This is a genomic window from Thalassotalea sp. PP2-459 (assembly GCF_001913705.1).
Lineage (GTDB): Bacteria > Pseudomonadota > Gammaproteobacteria > Enterobacterales > Alteromonadaceae > Thalassotalea_C > Thalassotalea_C hakodatensis.
Genome location: NZ_MKQD01000019.1, coordinates 23238 through 45799 on the forward strand (window position 1 = coordinate 23238; position 22562 = coordinate 45799).

Below are 22562 nucleotides of genomic sequence, written 5' to 3' on the forward strand. Positions count from 1 at the left end.
ATCGTAAGTAGGTTGATGTTTATTCAGCCTACTTCACTTCTTAGTGTCAGAGCTTACTTGATGCACAGTGGCTAATTATCAACTTCCCAATGCTTCATCAGCACATATGAAGCATTGAGAAGTGGTGTTTAATTCACAGTGAAACGCATAATTTAAACGCTTGTTTAAAAAATTTGCTTTTCATTTTCTTTCAAGGCACACTCATTCGACTATTATTAGAATACGCACGTTAACAACGTGCTGAACGTTGGCGTATGTTTATACAGTACGCCTTATTGTTAGCCCTTTTTATTTCAATAGGTGAGGAGACTAGGCATGTTATTTCAAGGCAAAAGCCTTTCTGCCGAACTACTGGATGCTGGAGTTGTTGAGTTTAAGTTCGACGCCGAAGGTTCAGTAAATAAGTTTGACCAGGAAACTTTTAAAGAATTCATCGCAGTCATTGAAGCGATAAAACAGTGTAAAGATGCCAAAGGGGTATTAGTGACCTCTGGTAAATCCAACTTTATTGTCGGTGCTGATATCACTGAATTTCTAGAAACATTCAAACAGCCGGTAGATGAACTTATTCCATGGATTAAAAATGGCTCTGATGTATTCGATGCTTTTGAAGATTTAGCTATGCCAACGGTTTTGGCACTTAATGGCTTTGCACTAGGCGGTGGTTGTGAAATGTCATTAGCTTGTGATTACCGTATTGCTGATACAACGGTTTCAATCGGCCTACCTGAGGTAAAATTAGGATTAATGCCTGGTTTTGGCGGTACTGTTAGGCTACCTCGTGTAATAGGTGCCGATAATGCGATTGAATGGATGTCTACAGGTAAAGCATTTAAACCTGCACAAGCATTGGCAACAGGTGTATTGGATGCCGTTGTTGAGCCAGAGCAATTACGCGTAGCAGCGCTAAGTACTTTACATGAAGCGATTGCTGGAAAACTAGATTGGCGAGCTAAACGCCAACCTAAGTTATCACCCTTGACGTTATCTGCAACAGAGAAAGTGATGACGTTCAATACCTGTAAAGGCATGGTTGCTGCAAAAGCGGGTAAACATTACCCTGCACCAATGGCGACGATCAATGTGATTGAAGCCGCAGCTGATCTTGATCGTAGTGGCGCAATGGCATTAGAAAATGAAGGCTTTGCAAAGCTTGCAAAAACCGAAGCTGCAACAGCTCAAATAGGGTTGTTTCTAGCAGATCAAGTTGTTAAAGGTAAAGCGAAAAAAGCCAGTAAAATGGCAACTAAACAAGTTGACCGTGCTGCAGTGCTTGGTGCCGGTATCATGGGTGGTGGTATAGCATATCAATCGGCGTATAAAGGTACGCCAATCGTCATGAAAGATATCAATAATGAAGCACTTGATTTAGGTTTAAGCACGGCTGCTGGCATATTAACCAAGCTAGCCGATCGAGGTCGTATTAATGCGAAAAAGCTCGCTGGCGTACTGAATAATATTACACCAACGTTAAGCTATGAGGGTGTTAAAGATGCTGATATCGTTGTGGAAGCGGTTGTTGAAAACCCTAAAGTAAAAGGCATGGTACTTGCCGAAGTGGAAGCAGCTGTTGCTGAAGATGCTATTTTAACGTCAAATACTTCAACGATTTCTATCGATTTATTAGCGCAAAGTGTTAAGCGAAAAGATAAATTTTGCGGTATGCATTTTTTCAATCCTGTACATAAAATGCCACTGGTTGAAGTGATTCGCGGTAAAGATACTTCTGACGAAACCGTTGCTGCTGTTGTTGCATACGCAGCAAAGATGGGTAAATCGCCTATTGTTGTGAATGATTGCCCTGGTTTTTATATTAACCGTGTACTTTTTCCTTATTTTGCTGGTTTTAGTCAGTTGGTACTTGAAGGTGCTGACTTTACAGCCGTTGATAAAGTGATGGAAAAACAGTTTGGTTGGCCAATGGGCCCAGCATATCTGCTCGATGTTGTTGGAATTGATACTGCTGATCATTGTACAGGCGTTATGTCTGAAGGCTTTCCTACTCGCATGGCTAAAATTGACAATGATCCCGTAAGTAAATTATACCAAGCAAATTGTTTTGGTCAGAAAAATGGCCATGGCTTCTATGATTACGGAAAAGATAAACGAGGTAAACCAACTAAGGTTGCCTCAGAGAAAGCCTATCAATTATTCGAAGTTGAACAAAAAGACTTTACCAGCGAAGAAACTATTGCACGCTTAATGGTGCCGATGGTTAATGAAGTGGTACGTTGTTTAGAAGAAGGGGTTGTTGGTTCAGCCGCTGAAGCAGATATGGGCTTAATCTACGGCTTAGGATTTCCACCGTTTAGAGGTGGCCCAATACGATATTTAGAAACATTGGGCTTAGATAATTTTATCGCGATGGCAGATAAATATGCGCATTTAGGTGAGATTTACCAAGTAACAGATGGTCTACGTAATATGGCTGCTGAAGGTAAATCATATTTTTCCACTGACGTTAAAACTGCCTAGGAGAAGAACATGAAAGAAGTCGTAATTGTTGATTGTATTCGCACACCAATGGGACGTTCAAAAGCTGGTATTTTCCGAAATACACGTGCTGAAACATTGTCTGCACATTTGATGCAGCAGTTGTTAGTTAGAAATCCAAATTTAGATCCTAATTCGATTGAAGATATTATTTGGGGAAATGTGAAACAAACCAAAGAACAAGGCTTTAATATTGCCAGAAACGCACAATTGTTAACAGATATTCCCAAGCATGTTGGTGCTGTTACAGTAAACCGTTTATGTGGTTCTTCAATGCAAGCATTACATGATGCAGCAACGAACATTATGGCCGAACAGGGAGATGTTTATATCATTGGTGGTGTTGAGCATATGGGTCATGTACCGATGATGTATGATGTTGATTTTGATCCAGCATTAAGCAAATACATCTCACGTGCTGCGGGTAATATGGGATTGACCGCCGAATTGCTTGGTAGACAACATGGTGTTACTCGTGAGCAACAAGATGCCTTTGGCGCGCGGTCACACCAAAAAGCACATGAAGCGACTATTGAAGGTCGTTGGGCAAGTGAAATAGTTGCTACTCAAGGGCATGATTCAGTCACTGGCGCACTTACCATGATCGATCATGATGAAGTCATTCGTCCTGAAACGACCATTGAAACATTGTCAGGTTTACGTCCTGTATTTGACCCTGCTAACGGTACAGTCACCGCAGGTACTTCTTCTGCGCTTTCTGATGGTGCGTCAGCAATGTTAGTGATGTCAGCTGAAAAAGCGGCTGCGATGGGATTAACGCCACGGGTTAAAATTAGAGGTATGGGCGTTGCGGGTTGTGATCCTTCAACCATGGGTTATGGTCCAGTTCCAGCTACAAAAAAAGCATTAAAACGTGCTGGTCTTACTATTGAAGATATTGAACTGGCTGAATTTAATGAAGCCTTTGCTGCACAAGCATTATCATGTGTGAGAGCGCTTGGCATTGAAGATAAAATGGATGACATGATCAACCTAAACGGTGGAGCGATTGCACTAGGTCACCCATTAGGATGTTCAGGCTCCCGCATTTCAACTACTTTAATCAATTTGATGGAAGGTAAAGATGCAAACATTGGCTTAGCAACGATGTGTATTGGTTTAGGTCAAGGTATAGCAACGGTGTTTGAGCGGGTGTAATACGTTTAGTGTATGCATGTGAATTACTGATTTAGACATTAGTGTTTAAAAGGCTAGCGTTTCGCTGGGCTACTGAATGAGCTTGGAGGCCACTGTTTCTTAATAGTGGCTTTTTTATATTCTTATTTTTATAAAACAATAACCTACACCAAAATCAACCTATATTTAATCTAGATTAACTTCAATATACATTACAATTAGTATTTAAATTTCAACAATATACTATAAAAACCAGTCAAATCACCTATAACCCCTTCAGTGGCGTGGGGAATTATGACGAGATAGGTCTTCTTAGACACAGAGATAACAGGCTTAAATCCGCATAAAGGTGGTCATAGGATCTCCTTCGATCATTTTACGAGAAATTCCACTTTTGACGTCAACTATTTTTCGGGAGGATTACCACATACTCAGCTTTAGCCTTAACCAAGAAAAGATACACCTGTTGAGCAGAAAGACAAAGTAATTTCATGTTATATCGCTTGAGCTGCTAGCCACCTCTCAAGAGAAGAGTTCCCTACAAAAATTCCGAGTACTTGCTTTGTCGCGTCCAGAACAAAATACGTAGGGAAACCCTGTTGTCCTGTAGCTTCTAACAGAGCTGATTCTGCGTAGTCGTCTTCATAAGTAATGAACGAGTATTCAAGTCTACTAGTATTTAAGTGTCTCTTAAATGCGTTAAAATTGTTTGTTCCAGCTATACCTATAACTTTAATATTCTCAGAAGCATTCAATGCGTTATTCAAAGGAATTGCTTTTCTACAGAAACCACAAAATTCACTATAAAGTTGGATTATTGTGAATTTTGATGAAGAGATGATCACATCTATATTCTGTCCTTGTAATGTTAAAGCTTTAATGGGCCATACTTCTCCTAAAACTGGTTTAGGAATTCTTATGTTGGTTAAAGCATTTTCAATTCCTTGTTGTCTAGTCATGTCTTTTTTATTTCTATCAGACAACTCCTGACGATTTTCTACTGAATTAGTTTTGTAAAGCTGGATTTGAATTTTACCGTTATGGAAAGAGTTAGAGCTAAGAGAGGACATACTAATACCAGTATCATTAACAAAGCCCACTGATTCCAGTTTAGGTTCAAGAAAATGAGTATTTCCTCGCGCATCCGTGACTGTAATTAAAAATTCATTAATAACTCTATTGTTATTGCCGCTAAGAGAGTAAGGTGCAGAAATAGAGCCTCTAAGCACTCCATTTTCTGCATAAAGCATTACGGGTGGATAAATTGTTAACGTTGATGAATAAGGTAACTCAGTTTCAACCTTATGCCAGAGTAACCAATCGGCAGGATTAATCTCTTTAGATATACTGAAGGTTGAGAATAGAAACAAAATTAGGCTGAATACGATTTGCATTACTTTCCTTGTAACTGCTTTATAACTTTCTAAATTAGCAATTTTGAAAACCGTAATCAACAGTAAAAGGCATGTACGCTTAAAAAGGCATCATAACATCCTGAAAATTATATGCTAACTGTAATGATTTAGCTTTTGGCTTATTTAATGTGAATAGTTAATGCACTGTTTTTATTTAACATTACTTTGGAAAAAGTAAAAAGCTACCAATAACATAATTGGTAGCTCCAAGTTCATTCAATAGCCCGGCGTTACGCTAGCTTTTTTATAACTGGGTCTAAATAGTTAAATATCGCCCTCTATGTTCAAAAATATGATTAACTTTTGCATACCATGAAACTCGTACTGCCTCTTCTTTGTGTAATATTTAACCATAAGTTACCGTTTTTATTGATAAAATTAGTGTCAGGTTTGTTTACACTCTGTTTTAAAAATAATAATAATTCGAAGGTTCAATATGTAACTAATTGAAAAATATTGCTTATATATTATTGGTTCGTTTTTTGCTTTATGCTGCTCAGCAGTAATTAATTAAGAAAGGTATTTAATAGAATGAAAAAATTTATCTCGGCAGCAGCAGCACTAATGATGAGCCTAACGGCAAATGCAACGCTTATTACAGAATCGTTTACAGGTAATTTTGATAACGATGAAAGTCGTTTTTATATCAGCTTTGACGTTGCTACTGACAATTCGTTGGTTGAATTAACAAGCTGGGGTTATGCTGGTGGCGTAAATGCTGAAGGAACTACCATTGCTGACGGTGGCTTTGACAGTCAATTGTTTATTTTTGATAGCCTTGGTAACCTTCTTGAATCTGATGACGATGGTTCTAATGTTGTATCAGCTACAAGTGGTAACAGTTGGGATGCATTCATTTCAAGAACGTTAAACACTGGTTCATACTTTGCAGTATTAACGCAATTCGACAGCGATTACATTTCAGGTGATTTGGTAACAGGTGAATGGTCTTTATCAGATACGACAAATTTTGTTGATGCTGATGATAACGATAGAACTTCATTTTATGCCTTTGATATTTCAGGGGAAAATTTAACCAATGTTGGTGGTATTGGTCATGATACCACGCCAGTAACGGTACCTGAACCAGGTACAATTGCCTTATTAAGCTTAACGTTATTAGGTTTAGTGACGCGTAAAAAACTAACTAAATAAAACGTTATTTATATATTGAGCCTACCCTTCATTGGTAGGCTCATATAAGAAAGGTTATTTAGGCTCTTTAATCATCCATTTAAACATCATACCTACGCTTGGTTCTTTGCCGTACATAGTCATACCCATTTTAAACATTCTTGCCGCACCTGATCTTAACCACGCGGCTAAAGCAATACCTAAGAGCAGCGATAAAAGTGTATGCCATAGCGGCACATCAATGAGCGACATTTTAACTGGCATAGCCACAAATGACGTCAGTGGTAAGAAGCTTAGCATACTCATCGCCCAACCAGACGCATCATCCATGGTCATAAAAACTAAAGCGACAGGTACCAGTGGTAATAACATCATACTCGTTTTAGCACTATGATTCGGATCATCTATAGCAGCAGCGACAGCCGCGATAAATGCAGTACTGATGTAAATACCTAAAAGTGAGAAGATAAACAACCAGGGGATAAACGACCAATCAATCATTGTAAGGTCAATACTTTGATCGTTTATCACAACTGACATAAAAGCATAGCCAAGCAAACCGGTAATACCCGCGGTGACCATCGCTTTAATCGCATGGAGTAGTTGGCCTAGAATTTTACCATCTATCCAGCTTTGTGCGCTAATACACGAATAGAGTTGTTCTGTTACACGCTGCTGTTTTTCTCCTGTAATACTTGCAAAGAGTTGTCCGAAAGAGGTAAATATACCGACTGCCATGAGCACTATCATCACGATTGCAATCGTATCGCTAACGTCGTCTTCAGATTTAATTGCTTGATCAGCGTACTGTTGCGTTATAGCAACAGGTGTTTGTAGCAGTGCTAGCTGATTAGGTTGCAAGTTTAATTGTTGAGCAATAGATTGACGGTACTGATTTAATACTTCCGTATTCAAGCTGCTATGCCAGCTTTGCTTATCATTTACCGTTAAAATGAGCTGCTGCTGTTCACTTGGATTATTAGAACCCATCGCGATAACAGCGTCATATTTACTCTCTTCTTGCTGTAACAATTCAAAGGCTGAAAGCGATGTATTATCAACATATTCAAAAGTAAATTGTCCGGCATTTTGTAAGACAACGTTTTGACTTGTCAGGGCTATTTGATAAATCGTAATGTCATCATGTTTAACCACTTGCCAAAAGTATACGATTGCTGCAATTGCAATCATGATCAGCTTTGAAATAAGTTCCTGTTTCCATTTAAAAAAGTGCATAAACTCCCAACAGGTAACGAGCCATACTTGTTTTGATTTGTTAGGCTTCATGTGCAATTTCTCCATGTTGTTCAATAGCATCGATATAAATTTGATGTAGATCTCTTTGTTGACATTGAATAGAAGAAAGCGCACCAAGTTTAGTGAGTTTATCTGTCACGTGGTTTAATTGATCCTTTTCTGCACATGCAACTTGTAATTTCGTATCGTTTATTTGCACAACATCGTCTTTAGGAAATAATTCCGTTATTTTTTCCTGATCGATAGCATGTATATAACTCGCGACAACGAGGTTATTACTGCCTAATTGCTGTGTAATTTCACCTAGGGTGCCATAGAAAACGGCTTCCCCTTTGTTCATGAGTAAGATACGGTCAGCGATTTTTTCAACCATGGCCATTTGGTGGGCACTAAGTAGTACTGTCATACCAAGCTTTTTCAGTTCATGTAAAAAGGTAACGACTTTTTCTTGGTTGACTGGATCTAAGCCTGAAAAAGGTTCATCGAGTATTATCCATTGAGGTTGATGAATAACAGCGGTGATCAGCTGTACTTTTTGCTGATTTCCTTTTGATAAGGATTTAAGTTGGTCGCTTTTACGTTCGCTTAAGTCAAATTTTTCTAACCAAAAAGCTGCCTGCTCTTTTGCATCGCTTTTTGCCATGCCATTTAATTGTGCAAAGTAGCAAATGTTATCGATAACGGATTTCTCCGGATATAAACCACGATCTTCTGGCAAATAACCTAGTGCCCAATTGGGTATGGCGTCATATTCCACATCGTCTATTGTTACACTAATATTGCCAGCATCTGGCTTTGTAAATCCAGTGAGCATTTTAACTAAAGAAGATTTACCAGCGCCATTAGGACCTAATAACGCGAATATTTCCCCACGATTAACGTTAAAACTTAAGTGATTTACTGCTTTTACAGTAGCGTACTGCTTTAATACTTGATTGACGAGCAACTGCATAAAAATCCTTGTTCTTAGTTATGTGGTCGCTTAGTCGCTACGAAAAGAATTTTATTACAATATATTAAGGTTTTTATTAACCTGATAATAGGCAACTTGGCAATCAATTAATTGATCCTTGTGGTGGTATGTTTTTACGTAGTGCATGCCTAGCTTTTTCATGACATTAATTGAGGCGTGATTGTCTTCATCTGCAATCGCACTAAACTGATTGTAACCCAACTGTAAATGTAAGGATTGCATTACCTGCTGAGCGGCTTCAGTTGCATACCCTTTCCCCCAGTTGTCCCTAAAGAATCGCCATCCTATTTCTAAATTATCGAGCTCAGGGTGATCTGAAAAAAACTGCATAGGACGAATTAAAATCCAACCTAGGTAAGTGTTGTCTGTCAGAAGGTTGACTTGCCATAGTCCCCAGCCTTTTTCTTTATTAAGGTAAGCTTCCATTCGTGGTATAAAAACGTGTTCAATTTTTTCCATTGATGATATTTTCCCGCCAGTAATGAATTTCATCACTTCGGAGTCTTGATCGAGCTGCCATAATAATTGCTTATCGTTTTTATCCATTAAACGAAAAGATAAACGCTCGCTATTGTTAATGTTCATTATCGTTGCCCTGAAACAAGAAACTCAGCATTTGCTGAGTTTCTAAAAAAATAAGGTTAACTATACGCTTAAGAAAAAGATTTTTGCAGTGGCGGTACCACTTGTTTCTTACGAGATAGCACACCATCGAGCCATACACGTCCGTCTATAGACGCTTTATCAAACGCATTAGCAGTTAAATCGCCATTATCACTTACTATTAACACTTCAGAGCCTTCTTTCATAATGTCGGTTAACAATAACAGTACACTATGGCGATTACCTTCTACTTTTAACGCTGCTATATCTGCTTCAAGTTCAGCTTTAATATCATCAAAAATAGCTAAATCGATAACTTCTAATTGCCCAATACCAACTAAGTGGCCGTTCATGTCAAAATCTTTAAAGTCACGCAAAACGAGGTCTCGTATTGGTGTGTCTTCAACCGCTGATTTTACTTTGAACATTTCCATACCAAGTGCTTGTGGGTCGTCAATACCTGCAATTTCAGCCAACGCTTCAACACACTTTATATCAGCAGTGGTACAGGTTGGTGATTTGAAAATAACGGTATCAGATAAGATTGCACACATCATAGCGCCAGCGATATCTTTTGGGATAGCGATACCGTGAAAATCGTACATCATTTTGATAATGGTGTTAGTACAGCCAACAGGACGTATCCAGCATTCTAATGGCGTAGAAGTAGTAATATCGCCAAGCTTATGATGATCAATAATGCCTAAAATAGTTGCGTCATCGATGTCATCAGGGCCTTGTGTGCGTTCTGAATGATCAACGATATATAAGCTTTCACCTGCATAACTTAGTTTAAGTTCTGGTTGTTCAAAGCCAAACTTATCTAAGATAAATAGTGTTTCAGGTGATAATTCGCCTAAACGGGCGGGTACAGTATGTTCACCAAGTTCGGTTTTTAAATAAGATAAAGCAATTGCTGAACAAATGGAATCTGAGTCAGGGATCTTGTGACCGACAACATAATTGGGCATAAATATTTCTCTGTCGTAGTGAGCGATTAAAACGTTATGGGTATTTTAGCAAAATAATGGAGACAAAAAAAAGCCGCTTAAGCTATAAGCGACTTTAATCTTGTTATATCAGCTTTTAATAAAAATTAGCTTCTACGAATACGCGCTAATCCAAATAAAGCTAAACCTACCATAGCAATAGTACCTGGCTCTGAAACAGTTGCTGAGATTTCTCTGATTAATTTACGCTCAATACCCGCTTGAAAATCCGCAAATGTAGCTGCGTGTAGATGAAAGGCATTAAAACCACCAATTACATTGTTTTGATAATATGTGCCAACACCTGCACTACCAATAGTAATACCATTAATAGTGTCAATTCCACCAGCTAATGCATTGTCTCGTGCCGTTGTAACACTGACACCATCATTATTTGTGCCATCACCCGATACATCCATTACTTGACGAGCGGCATCAAAATCGTTTGTGCCAAATAATGTTGCGCCAAATGCAATTGCAGAGCCAATACCAGTAGAGCCGCTAAAAGCTCTTGATAGTAATGCTAATTGGTCGGCAAAAGCAATGGCATCTGCTGCGGTATCAATCAGTGTCCAATCAACTTGCACGCTTTGCTGACTTGATCCTGACCACTCAAGGTATTGTACAGCGATCTTACCTTCGGTGCCTGCTTCAATCGCTGCATGCACGCTTGCAGAGCGAAACGCTTGTTCATAGCCTTGAAGCTGTAATGCATATTCACCGGAATCAACACTACCTGAAACATCGGCGAGAAGTTGTAGTTCTAAGTCTACAATTGTATTTGCTTGTGCGCTAAGTGCCGTAGCGGCAAATAGTGCAGAGGTTAATAATTTTTTAAACATGTCCTTATACCTTAATAAATATTAAATTCAACTTGAGATTGCACAAAATATGCCAAGTAAATTAATTACATTTATTCAAGAGGTTAACCAGTTTGTACGAATGTACAAATAACTTTTTGTAAAGAAAACTGACACATGATATTAACAAATTTATAGCATCAATCACTGAGGGTTCTGGAAGATATTTATTAGGTGAGCGAACAATAGTGTTGTGAAAAAGTTAATCACCGTACAAGAAAGAATACGATGATTAACGGTATGTATTTAACAATATTACTTGTAGTAATTTAAGCAGATGTTAACTTCTTCTTCTGAGCCCATAATGACTTCAACACGCTGATGAATATCGTCAGGTTCAATGTCCATAATGCGTTCTTGAGACGTAACAGCTAAACCGCCAGCTTGTTCAATAAGGAAGCTCATAGGGTTAGCTTCATACATTAATCTTAATTTAAAAGGCTTTTTAGGATCTTTACTATCTGCAGGGTAAGTAAAAATGCCACCGCGCGTTAATACACGATGAATATCGCCAACCATGGCAGCAATCCAGCGCATATTGAAGTTTTTTTCTCTAGGGCCGGTATCACCCGCTATTAAATCTTGAATATAACGCAGCATTGGCGGTTGCCAAAACCGTTGGTTTGACATGTTTACTGCAAATTCCTGAGTAGTTTTAGGTACTTGCACATTGCGTTCAACTAATAAAAAACCACCATGAGTACGATCTAATACATAAAAATGCGTACCTTTACCTGTTGTCATGACTAACATGGTTGAAGGACCGTACAATACATAACCAGCACATACCTGTTTAGTGCCTGCTTGTTGGAATTGTGCAGAATCTCCTGCAGGTACATCATCTCGAGCTTCGTGTATTGAAAAGATGGTACCGATTAGCGAATTAATATCAATATTTGAGCTACCGTCTAATGGGTCAAATGAGACAATAAATTTACCGTTTTCATCACCAACGACAGAATGCTCTTCTTCTTCAGAAGAAATTGCGCGAACAAAACCTGACTCAAGCAAAATATCTTTAATGAGTTCATTGGCAACTACGTCGAGTTTTTTTTGTACTTCACCTTGTATATTTTCATCTAGCGTTGAACCCATTAACCCACCAAGATGAGCTTGGCTTACACGAAATGATATTTCCTTTGTGGCGGCTAAAATGGTTTTTATTAGGGAAATGAGATCTAATGGCACATTATCTTCACGTAAAGCAGGGGCAAGTCGTTGCATTGTAATACCTAATTTTTTACAGTATGGGTGGTTAAATTGTATAAAATGTACTTTTTATTTATTTTTAAGCGCTTGATGAATGTGTGTCGAGTCATTTAAGTCGCTTTAAGCGTAGGCGTTTATTTCGCCTATTCTCATTTGATTATAACAATAAAACGGCGTCGCTTTGTAGGTGTATTATCTATTTAAGTATGACAATGCTGTTGATAGAAGAGAAAGAAATGAAGCCATTAAACATTGTATTTATTTTACTGTATTGTTTTGTTTTTACTGCGGTCGCCACTGATGAGTTAACATCTTTTGTCGAAGATAAGCAAAAGCACCAAGGTTTTTTTACCTTTTATTATGATGATGCATCAGGAAAGGTATTCTTAGAGGTAGCACAACAACAATCGTTTTTATTTCAAAGTGCAATGCCTCACGGTGTTGGCTCAAATGATATTGGTCTTGATCGAGGGCAGTTAGGCCAAACTCGTTTAGTTGCCTTTGAACGAGTAGGCGATAAAGCCTTATTAAGACAACGCAATACTTATTACCGCGCAGATAGTGATAATGAACTAGAAAAAAAAGCGGTTGAACAAGCGTTTGCAAGTGCGGTTATTTGGGGGTTTAACGTTGTTGCTGAAGGGAAACAACGTTACCTTATTGATTACACGCCGTTTCTTTTATCTGATATTCATAAATTATCTGCAACGTTAAAGGCACGTAAACAAGGTAACTTTTCTATTGATAATTCTCGAAGCGCCTTTTATGCACCAAGAAGTAAAGCGTTTGAAAAAAATACTGAATTAGAAGCCACGGTTACTTTTAAAGGTACTGGTGCTGGTCAATATTTAAAGTCGGTAACACCAGACAATAATACGCTAACGGTCAATTTTCATCATTCATTAATTGCTCTGCCCGATGATCAATATTCCATGCGAAAATTTCATCCGTTCAGTGGTTTCTGGGCGCATAAATTTGCAGATTATGCCTCTGCGATTGAAGAACCTTTAGTAAAACGCGTGATTAACCGTCATCGATTAGCGAAAAAACAACCAACAGCTACGCTAAGCGAAGCGGTAGAGCCTATTATTTATTATTTAGATCCTGGTGTACCAGAGCCGATAAAAAGTGCATTAATTGATGGCGCAATGTGGTGGGATCAAGCTTTTGAAGCGATTGGCTATAAAAATGCCTTTCAAGTGAAAATGTTACCACCAGATGCTGACCCAATGGATGTACGTTATAACGTTATTCAGTGGGTTCATCGCGCAACAAGAGGATGGTCTTATGGCTCTTCAGTGGTGGATCCTCGTACGGGAGAAATCATTAAAGGTCATGTTACGTTAGGCTCATTAAGAGTGCGTCAAGATTATTTAATTGCTTTAGGGCTAACCTCACCGTTTAGTGATGCAAATACCGATACAACGGCAATGAAAGAAATGGCGTTAGCGAGAATTCGCCAATTATCTGCACATGAAGTCGGGCATACCCTAGGCATTGCTCATAATTTCTCTGCTAGCAGTAATAATAGAACATCTGTGATGGACTACCCGCACCCTTACATTCGTTTAAACCAAGGTAAAATAGACCTTTCTAATGCCTATGATGTTAATTTGGGTACGTGGGACAAACATGCTGTTGCCTATGGTTATCAAGATGTTGAGCCTAAAAAAGAACAGCAATATTTGGCAAACGTGATAAAAACAGCACAAGAGAAAGGGCTGCAATTTATGTCTGACGCTGACGCCCGTCCTCAATCCGGTGGGCATTCAACTGCTCATTTATGGGATAATGGTCAAGACCCCGTTGCAGAATTACAACGCGTGTTAGACATAAGAGCAGTAGCGTTAAAAAATCTTGGGATAAATACTATCCCAGTAGGAACAGCATTATCCGAACTAGAGCAAGCATTAGTACCAATCTATAATTTTCATCGCTATCAAGTAGAAGCAGCGGCAAAAATAGTCGCCGGTATTAACTACACTTATCAAGTACGTGAGCAACCTTTCGTTAATACTTTAAGCATCGTTGAAGGACAAAAGCAACAAGCGGCGATAAGCCAATTATTAGCGACGTTATCTCCTAATATATTAACGCTGCCTAAACATATTGTGGAGCTTATACCGCCAAAAGCATATGGCTATAATCGAGATAGAGAAAGTTTTGCCAGCCAAACAGGGCTCGTGTTTGATGCTATTTCAGCAGCACAAGCAAGTGCAAAACATACGATTGATCTATTACTCAATAAAGCACGTTTGAGTCGTTTGGCACAGCAATCTGCCTTAGATGATAGTGTGCCTTCAGTCGCCGAGTTGTTCTCACAATTAATTAATAAAACGATAAAACAGCCCGTGGGCAAAGGTCATGAAATGTTAGTGCAACAGCGTATCAATCGTTTAGTTATCGATAAACTAGCACAATTGTGGCAGCAAGAGTCTTTAGTGACAGAAGTTAAAGCAGAGGTGTTTGTTACGTTGAAATCACTTGAAGAATGGTTTTTAACGCAAACCGAAGATCATCCTTTAGCTGCACAATATCGTTTGTTATCAACGCAAGTTCCACTGTATTTATCAAACACATTAAAAGTAAAAGAAAATCGTAAGATTACATTACCGCCTGGCTCACCTATAGGAGCTTAACTGCTTAGATGAGCGAAAAAGAAAAAGCGGCTTAAACGGAAGGAAGTTATTTAAGCCGCTGTGCGTATTGCACGAAATTTTAAGGGCCGTGCTATTTTCACGTTAGTTATTTAGTCAGCCTTGGTATTAGGTTAGTGCAGGTGATTCTTTCACCGTAATGCGGGGTTTTACAATCAATACTAAATTGCCTAGCATGATGACAATAAAACCGATGATGGTGTACGTATCCCAAGTAAACCCTTCAAAAAATGTTGAAATAACAACCGCTACCGCAGGAAATAAAATATTTGCATAAGAAGCTTTATGAGCGCCAATTTTTGTTAATAAGCTGAGATAACAACCGAAGGCGATCACTGAGCCAAATAATGACAAATATACCAGCGAAGCAACGTAATTAACTGACCAATCAAAGGTAAATGACTTTCCCTGTATCAGTAGTACCAAAGTCATAAAGAGTGCTCCGTAACCCATTGCCCATGCATTCGCAGGCATAATGGCAAAACCATCCGATTGATTTTTAATCGATAACATATTGCCAAATGATGCCGATAGTGTGCCAACTAAACACAGTAAAAACCCCCACACAGTGGCATTTGATAGAGAAATTTCACTGGCTTGCGGCCAAAATAAAATCACAATACCTGTGAGTCCTAATAGCCCTCCTAGGTAAACTGACGTATCAATTCGCGTACCAAAAAATAGCTTCGCGTTGATGATATTCATGATCATCAGGGTGGAAAATCCAATGCAACTTAATGCTGAGTTAATCTGTGTTTGTGCATGATACAAAAAATAATAATTCACGCTAAACAAGCAAACCCCAAACAAAGCAAGTTGGTAATGCTGGCGTAAAGAAAATCGTAATCGTTGTTTTTTTAATAAGCAGTAAATAAAGATCATCACCGAGGCGAGCGCATAGCGATAAACAACTGAAGCTTCAGGTGCTACAACCCCTAGTTGAAGATGAATAGCAAACCATGTTGAGCCCCAAATTAAAACGGTAATACCATACAGAAAATAGTTGTTCATGCGTTGTCATTATAAAGCTAATTTTTGTAGACAGTTTACCGACTCTTTGTTTTAATAACATATACAAAAAATTAAAAATGGAACCTATACAGTTTGAGGCTAGTTAATCGTTCAGCTCCCGAGTTTCTATATCAGCAAGTGATCGACTTTATTGAAAACCAAAGTGATAGCGGCGTAATTCGACCGGGAGATAAACTTCCAAGTTTACGTAAACTTAGCCAACAGTTTGGTATAAGTGTGCCCACGGTAAAACAAGCGTATGTAGAACTTGAGCGTCAAGGTACTGTTTCTGCAAGGCCGCAGTCTGGTTATTATTTGAATGCAAAAAATGCTCGAACATTATTACCGATGAGAGCTAAGTGGGCACAATGCCAACCCGTTGAAGTATCATGTCGCAGCCTTATTGAACAAGTTTACGATGCCATGCATGTGCCTGATACTGTAGCGTTAGGGATTTCTAATCCCGTTAATGCTCATCCACCAGATAAAACATTAGCACGACTTATGCGCTCGGTGTTAAGCAGAACCGCTGAAAAGGCTGTCAGTTATGGGCCTGTGAATGGGGATGAAAAATTACGACTATCGTTGGCGCTTCGCTATCAAGAACATGGTATGAGTGTAAATCACCATGACATGATAATAACAAATGGTGCGCAAGAGGCGCTTTCTATTGCGTTACAGTGTGTCGCTAAAAAAGGCGATATTATTGCTGTTGAGTCACCTTGTTATTTTGGTTTAATAGAGCTTATTGAAAGTTTAGAAATGAAAGCGCTTGAAGTATACACCTGCACCGAAGATGGTGTGTGTATTGATGAGCTAGAAAAAGTATTGGAAAAGCATCCGGTAAAAGCGTGTTTATTTTCGACAGCGATTAACAATCCACTGGGTTCTTTCATGCCGGAGAAAAAGCGTCAACAATTAGTAAAACTGCTTGAATCAAAAGATATCCCTTTAATCGAGGATGATGTATACAGTGATTTATATTTTACAGAGAAGCGACCTATACCAGCTCAACTGTTTTCGGAGAAAGGCTTAGTAATGACGTGTTCCTCTTTTTCTAAAACGGCAGCACCAGGATATCGCGTTGGTTGGCTTATCCCCGGAAAGTTTGAAGAGGCAGCAAAACGCATAAAACGTGCACAATCATGTTCAACCTCAATGTTACAACAATGGACATTAACAGATTACTTACTGAGTGGCGATTATGATCGTCATTTGCATGTATTAAGAAAAATACTGAGATATAATCGTGAACGGATGATTGCTTTAATCGCAAAGCACTTTCCTGAAGCTACCTGCGTGTCTAATCCACAAGGAGGAAGTGTGCTTTGGATAAGATGTCGCTCAGTTGTTGATACAAGCGATATTTTTCAACAAGCAATAGAGCAAGGGATAAGCTTTGCGCCAGGACAAATATTTTCACCTTCAGGTAAATATACGCATTATATGCGCATTAGCTTTGGTGTAAAATGGCATGAAGGCATCGAACAAGCCATCGCTAGACTTGGTAAGTTGGTAAATACTTACACACGAATTGGCTGATAGATATCACCTGTTTTATAAACCTATTACTATTTATCGTCGCGTAAACAATGCACCGCGTACGTTATTACATTAAATACTCACTATAAGGCTTATCAATGGATGTTATTTTAACCAATAAATGGCTGTTATCTGCGGCATTGATATTAATTGTTATCCCCATAAAAGTTGCGATAAGTCGTGTCATCAGGCGGCGTTATAAACGCAAAGGTGTTGATAAGCGATATGTCGTTAATCATTTGAAAAATATTATTAATTTATTCGTATTGATTGCGCTTATGATGCTATGGAGCGAAGAATTGCAACGTTTTGCATTTTCCATTGCTGCATTTGTTGTTGCGATTGTGATTGCAACGAAAGAAATTATTCAGTGTATTATTGGTTTTATTTATTTATCGAGTAGCCCTGCATTTCGCATTGGTGACTGGATCCAAATAAATGAATATACCGGTGAGGTTACTGAGACCGATTGGGCAAAAGTTACCCTACTTGAAGTCAGTCTAACTAATTATTCTTACACAGGGCGCAGTGTTTTTCTGCCTAATACGCAATTGATGATGCAGCCGATTAAAAATCTTAATTATATGAAACGCTATGTGAACCATTCATTTACATTAGTGTGTGATGACGCATCAAATTTACCCTCGAACATACAAGAGTGTTTGTTAACAAATGCTATTGGCTACTGTGCAGGTTTTAATGATGTTGCAGAACGCTACAGCACATTGATTGAAAATCGACTAGAAATCACTATTCCTGGGCCAGAGCCAAGTGTTAAAATGTCCACAACTGATCTGGGCAAGGTCTGTATTTCATTCACCTTGTTTTGTCCTACGCAAGAAGCAGCAAAAATAGAGCAGAAGCTCACAAAAGACTTTTTTGCATTAAGTTTATCAGCAGCTAAAGCGTAAACATATTCAAATTAATACTGAATAAGCCAAGCGATGGTTGAACCGATAAAATAATTCCTCAAGCGTTTCAATACTTACTAAAGCCATTGTCAATGATAGTGGCTTTACTTCTTTTTCCTATTAGTAACATAAAACGTTGGCATTTTAACTGTAGCGTTAATCTGTAAGAAAGCACAAAACCTACATTAAGCGATTTGTGCTATACCTAAGGTATCTCTTATTAAATTTAGCGAAAAATTGCCTCTGCTAAATTGTTTTTTACAGATTTATTAGGATCTTACAAATGGAAATAAATACCCTCTCGTCATTTTTTCGCGGGGACTATATGCCACACGGACACTGCTATTTGTGGCAACCTCACATTCTTTGGACAAATGTTATATCAGACTTTCTTATCGCTTTTGCCTACTTCTCTTTACCTGTTGCAATTATGATTTTTTCAGCGAAACGAAAAGACATTGGCTTTCAAGGTGTGTTTTGGTTATTCAGCCTGTTTATTTTATGTTGTGGAATCACCCATATTTTTGGTATTTGGACTATTTGGCATGGTGTGTATGGTTATCATGGCCTTAGTAAAGCGATCACCGCGGTTGTTTCTGTTGCTACAGCGATTTATGTCTATAAGTTGATGCCCGCAGCCATTACTTTGCCGACGGTAGCGCAATTTGATGAAGTAAAAGAGCAGCTTAATGTTAACCGGGCAACGGTTGATGCATTAGAGTCTGAATTAGCCAATCAAAAATTAGTAAAATTTATTCTTAATAGCATCCCGGTAAGTACCTTAATGCTAGATAAAGACAATAATATCGTATTTTATAACCAAACCTTTACCGATGAATTTTCTCATTATATTACGCCTGAATTAACTGATTTTTCTCTTTTTGATATTGTAAAACTTGATCAGAATACAACAGAGAGTGTTCAGCAATACTTAGCCGATGAAACGCGTAAAGATAAAGAAAAGCTTATTGTTAATGGCAGAATATCGGCGATTAAAAATTTTCATGTACCTGTTGAATTGTCGCTTGATCGCGCAGAACATGAAGGACAACTAGTAACACTTATTGCGGTTAAAAACATCACTGAATTTACCCAAGTAAAAAATGAGTTACTTGAATCTCATCAACGCCTATCAAGAGCAATATCAGCCACTGAAGATGGCATTTGGGAGTGGAATATAAAAAACAATCATGTCGAATATTCACCCAAATTTATGGAATTAATTGGTAAACCTGAGATACAAGAACCTAGTTTTGACGATTGGTTCTCGCATATCCATCCTGATTTTCAAGATAAGGTCAAGAATGCTCTCGATACTCATTTTAGCGATAAGGAACAATATGTTGTTGAGTATGTTGGCCGTGATAAATATCAACGTTATAGTTGGTTTGTTAGTATTGGCAACAGTCTTTCTGATCAAAATGGCCAACCTTTATTAATGTCTGGCTCTTTGAGAAATATCGACCCAACAAAAAAACTTGAAAAACTTTATCAAGAAAAAAAAGATTTTTTAAATGCCATTTATAACGGCACGAGTCATGCCGTTTGGGTAGTGTCGGTTACCCCTGAACATGATTTTATGTTTGAAGAATATAACAATACAGCATGCCAATGGACTGGTTTAATGCAAACAGAAGTCACGGGTTACACCCTTACACAGTTATCAGGTAATGTGTTAACAGAACAAGTCGCCAATAAAATAAGACAACGCTATGAACACTGTATTTCGAGTAAACAACCTTTTGATTACCTTGAACACATCAGAAAAAACGGTGTAAGTGCTTGGTATAATGCAACACTATATCCCGTATTTGATCAGCATAAAAATGTCACGGCAATTGTCGGCACAGCCATTGATGTTACCCCGCAAAAACGAAGTGAAATCGCGTTAGAAGAAAATCAAGCCTTTCTCGAAACGATTATTAATTCAACGGTTTGTGGGCTGTATCTGTTTGATATCCGCCAAAACGTGAATGTTAGAATAAATCAACGTTACACCGATATTCTAGGCTATAACATTGATGACATTAATGCTACAGCCGATTTTATGCAATTATTTCATCCTGATGATGTTCTTCATGTAGAAACACATATCAATAATGTCATGAATGATGAAGAGCAAGCATTGGCACCATTAACCTATCGCTTTAAACATAAAGAAGGCCATTGGGTGTGGTGTTATTCGGTCGACTGCATTGTAAAACGTAATAAATCTGGCCAACCTGAGCTAATGTTAGGTACTTTTGTCGATATTACAGAACAAACCACGCTATTACAGAAATTAAAAGAGTCAAACGAATATCTTGAACGGTTTGCTTTTGTTGCCTCGCATGACTTACAGGAGCCTTTACGGAAAATCACGGCATTTTCTAGTTTATTAAGCAAGCGGCTAGCACCTATTATTGCTAATGATCAAGACGCTGAGTATGAATTCTCCCGCCTTATTAATGCTGCCGAGCGAATGAAAACAATGATTAAAGATATTTTAAAATTATCGAGAATTAATACCTCAGCCATAACTATTAAGCAGTGTCAGTTACAAGAAGTGGTTAATGTTGCCTGTGATAGGTTGCAATTTTTAATTGAGCAAAGTGGCGCTGAAGTTCATGTTTCGCCCGACAACGCTACAATGATGGCAGACCAAACATTACTTGTTCAAGTACTACAGAATCTTATTGGTAATGCGATAAAATTTGCGAAAACTGACCAAGATCCTATCATTGATATACGCTTACGTGAAAGTGACCATGAAACGATTATAACCTTGAGTGATAACGGCATAGGTATTGATGAACCGTACTTAGAGTCTATTTTTGAACCGTTTAAAAAACTTCATGCTAATAGCGAATATGAAGGTAGTGGAATTGGACTTGCAATTTGCCAGCAAATTATCAATGTGCATGAAGGACAAATATATTGCCAAAGTGAGCAAGGCCAAGGCACAACATTTACCTTGTACCTACCTAAACAAGGAGCTTTTTATGCGTAAATTAGTGCTCATTGAAGACGATGATGATGATATTTATTTTTTCAAACTTGCGTGTCAGCAAATGACATTAACTATTGAGCTTACTGTTTTACGTAATGGTTTAGAGTTTATTGACTATGTGCAAAATAACACCGTGCTAAACACCGTGTTTTTGTTAGATTTAAATATGCCTAAACTAAGCGGTTTTGAAGCGCTGAAAAAAATTAGTCACCACCCAGATTTTAACCAGATGGTTGTCATTATTTATACGACGTCTTCACATGATAAAGACATAAAATTCGCCTATGAATTAGGCGTTAAATCTTATTTGCTTAAACCAAATTCAATGTCTGGTATTCAAAAGTTATTAAACAACGTGACAGAGTATTGGTTCGAGGTTAACGCTTTTTCAGAAAAGGCTAGCTAATGAATCGAATTGTTGTAGCCATACTTGAAGACTGTTCTGAAGATCAGTACCTAATAAAGCAAAAGCTTAGTGAAGTTGAAACGCAAACGTTCAATGTGCAATGTTTTAGCTCAATAGAGTCGCTGGCTAATTCTATTAATTTGTTAGAGCCAGATGTATTGATCACTGACCTCAATTTACCTGAAAGCCAAGGACTTGATACGTTAATTAAGATAAAGGCATTCGCTAAGAAAACTCCCATTATCGTCTTAACAGGTAGTGATGAAGATATAGCGATTAAAGCGATTCAATTAGGGGCGCAAGATTTTCTAAAAAAAGAGGAGCTTTCTAGCACATTAATCACTCGTACAATTTTATTTGCTCGCGAGCGTTTTTTATTTCAGTCAGCATTAGAAGAACAAGCAATACGAGATAAATTAACACAACTATACAACCGTGAAGCTTTTGAGGCACAAGTCGAAAAAAAATATGAAGAATATATTCGTTACCAAAGTAAATTCGCACTTGTTTTAATTGATTTAGATAATTTTAAACCAATTAATGATGAATTTGGCCATTTAGTAGGTGATCGCATTTTACAGTTATTAGCGGATAGACTACGTATGTTTAATCGAGTATCAGATACCGTAGCGCGTATTGGCGGTGATGAATTTGTTATTCTTGCCCCCCACATTAATAATCACCAAGATTTAGCATTGTTTATTGAAGCTAAAAAACAAAAGCTGTGTGGTGTTTATGCGCTAGCTTCGTCAACTGAGAAATTACTAGAGCTTAATATTACCATGAGTTTTGGTGGTGCTGTTATGGGGATCGACGGCGAGGATACACAAACCATATTCGAAAAAGCAGATGCTGCAATGTACGCAGCAAAACGTGAAAATAAATAAAAACATTAAATTTTATAGTCAAATAGCTAAGGGCTGTTGGTCTTTCGCGTTTAGTTCGAACAACATTTAATTTCGAAAGAGCAACAGAT

Annotated in this window: 17 protein-coding genes; 9 read left to right on the forward strand and 8 right to left on the reverse strand. The window is 38.1% G+C overall.

Translation table 11 applies throughout. From position 1 onward, the window contains the following. Window positions 1–315: 315 nt before the first annotated feature. Both fadB and fadA read left to right on the forward strand, forming a co-directional pair. Window positions 316–2475 (forward strand): fatty acid oxidation complex subunit alpha FadB, encoded by a 2160-nt coding sequence (gene fadB, locus BI291_RS03565; RefSeq protein ID WP_074496381.1) that lies wholly within the window; start codon window positions 316–318, stop codon window positions 2473–2475. Between the two features lie 9 nt (window positions 2476–2484). After that, window positions 2485–3651, forward strand: a complete 1167-nt coding sequence (gene fadA, locus BI291_RS03570; RefSeq protein WP_074496382.1) for an acetyl-CoA C-acyltransferase FadA — start codon at window positions 2485–2487, stop codon at window positions 3649–3651. A gap of 473 nt (window positions 3652–4124) precedes the next feature. On the opposite strand, the gene BI291_RS03575 is transcribed toward fadA, so the two are convergent. Beyond that, a complete protein-coding gene (locus BI291_RS03575) occupies window positions 4125–5024 on the reverse strand; it encodes a hypothetical protein (RefSeq protein WP_074496383.1) in 900 nt (299 codons plus the stop codon). Window positions 5025–5576: 552 nt separating this feature from the next. Here BI291_RS03575 and BI291_RS03580 point away from each other — a divergent pair. After that, window positions 5577–6200 carry a DVUA0089 family protein gene (locus BI291_RS03580; RefSeq protein WP_074496384.1) on the forward strand — a complete coding sequence of 208 codons (624 nt, stop codon included), beginning with the start codon at window positions 5577–5579 and terminating at the stop codon, window positions 6198–6200. A gap of 54 nt (window positions 6201–6254) precedes the next feature. Here the strand turns inward: BI291_RS03580 and BI291_RS03585 are convergent, their stop codons facing one another. The 6 genes from BI291_RS03585 to BI291_RS03610 all read right to left on the reverse strand — a co-directional run bounded on the left by BI291_RS03585 (window position 6255) and on the right by BI291_RS03610 (window position 12085). Further along, window positions 6255–7466, reverse strand: coding sequence for an ABC transporter permease (locus tag BI291_RS03585; RefSeq protein WP_074496385.1), 1212 nt, complete (start codon window positions 7464–7466; stop codon window positions 6255–6257). After that, window positions 7456–8388 (reverse strand): ABC transporter ATP-binding protein, encoded by a 933-nt coding sequence (locus BI291_RS03590; protein WP_074496386.1) that lies wholly within the window; start codon window positions 8386–8388, stop codon window positions 7456–7458. The genes BI291_RS03585 and BI291_RS03590 overlap by 11 nt, the downstream gene beginning before the upstream one ends. Window positions 8389–8442: 54 nt before the next feature. Then, complete coding sequence (locus tag BI291_RS03595) at window positions 8443–8994, reverse strand: GNAT family N-acetyltransferase (RefSeq protein WP_074496387.1); 552 nt, start codon at window positions 8992–8994, stop codon at window positions 8443–8445. 68 nt (window positions 8995–9062) lie between these two features. Next, on the reverse strand, window positions 9063–9983 hold the full coding sequence (locus BI291_RS03600) for a manganese-dependent inorganic pyrophosphatase (RefSeq protein ID WP_074496388.1): 921 nt from the start codon (window positions 9981–9983) through the stop codon (window positions 9063–9065). A 125-nt stretch (window positions 9984–10108) separates the two neighbouring features. Next, window positions 10109–10843: a DUF1194 domain-containing protein gene (locus BI291_RS03605; RefSeq protein ID WP_074496389.1), complete on the reverse strand. Its 735-nt coding sequence runs from the start codon at window positions 10841–10843 to the stop codon at window positions 10109–10111. Between the two features lie 273 nt (window positions 10844–11116). Next, window positions 11117–12085, reverse strand: a complete 969-nt coding sequence (locus BI291_RS03610; protein ID WP_074496390.1) for a class 1 fructose-bisphosphatase — start codon at window positions 12083–12085, stop codon at window positions 11117–11119. A 221-nt stretch (window positions 12086–12306) separates the two neighbouring features. Between BI291_RS03610 and BI291_RS03615 the strand changes: the two genes are divergently transcribed. Beyond that, complete coding sequence (locus BI291_RS03615; protein WP_074496519.1) at window positions 12307–14709, forward strand: zinc-dependent metalloprotease; 2403 nt, start codon at window positions 12307–12309, stop codon at window positions 14707–14709. 126 nt (window positions 14710–14835) lie between these two features. Here BI291_RS03615 and BI291_RS03620 read toward each other — a convergent pair whose 3' ends face one another. Further along, window positions 14836–15738, reverse strand: a complete 903-nt coding sequence (locus tag BI291_RS03620) for a DMT family transporter (RefSeq protein ID WP_074496391.1) — start codon at window positions 15736–15738, stop codon at window positions 14836–14838. Between the two features lie 93 nt (window positions 15739–15831). On the opposite strand from BI291_RS03620, the gene BI291_RS03625 reads away from it, so the two are divergent. The 5 genes from BI291_RS03625 (at window position 15832) to BI291_RS03645 (ending at window position 22473) form a co-directional block, all read left to right on the forward strand. Further along, complete coding sequence (locus tag BI291_RS03625; RefSeq protein ID WP_074496392.1) at window positions 15832–17280, forward strand: PLP-dependent aminotransferase family protein; 1449 nt, start codon at window positions 15832–15834, stop codon at window positions 17278–17280. A 98-nt stretch (window positions 17281–17378) separates the two neighbouring features. Further along, window positions 17379–18191, forward strand: a complete 813-nt coding sequence (locus BI291_RS03630) for a mechanosensitive ion channel family protein (protein WP_074496393.1) — start codon at window positions 17379–17381, stop codon at window positions 18189–18191. 283 nt (window positions 18192–18474) lie between these two features. After that, window positions 18475–21180: a PAS domain-containing sensor histidine kinase gene (locus BI291_RS03635; protein WP_074496394.1), complete on the forward strand. Its 2706-nt coding sequence runs from the start codon at window positions 18475–18477 to the stop codon at window positions 21178–21180. Next, entirely contained in the window at window positions 21173–21586 is a 414-nt protein-coding gene (locus BI291_RS03640) for a response regulator (RefSeq protein WP_074496395.1), read from the forward strand. Before BI291_RS03635 ends, BI291_RS03640 begins: the two co-directional genes overlap by 8 nt. Further along, window positions 21586–22473, forward strand: coding sequence for a GGDEF domain-containing response regulator (locus BI291_RS03645; protein WP_074496396.1), 888 nt, complete (start codon window positions 21586–21588; stop codon window positions 22471–22473). The genes BI291_RS03640 and BI291_RS03645 overlap by 1 nt, the downstream gene beginning before the upstream one ends. Window positions 22474–22562 lie beyond the last annotated feature (89 nt).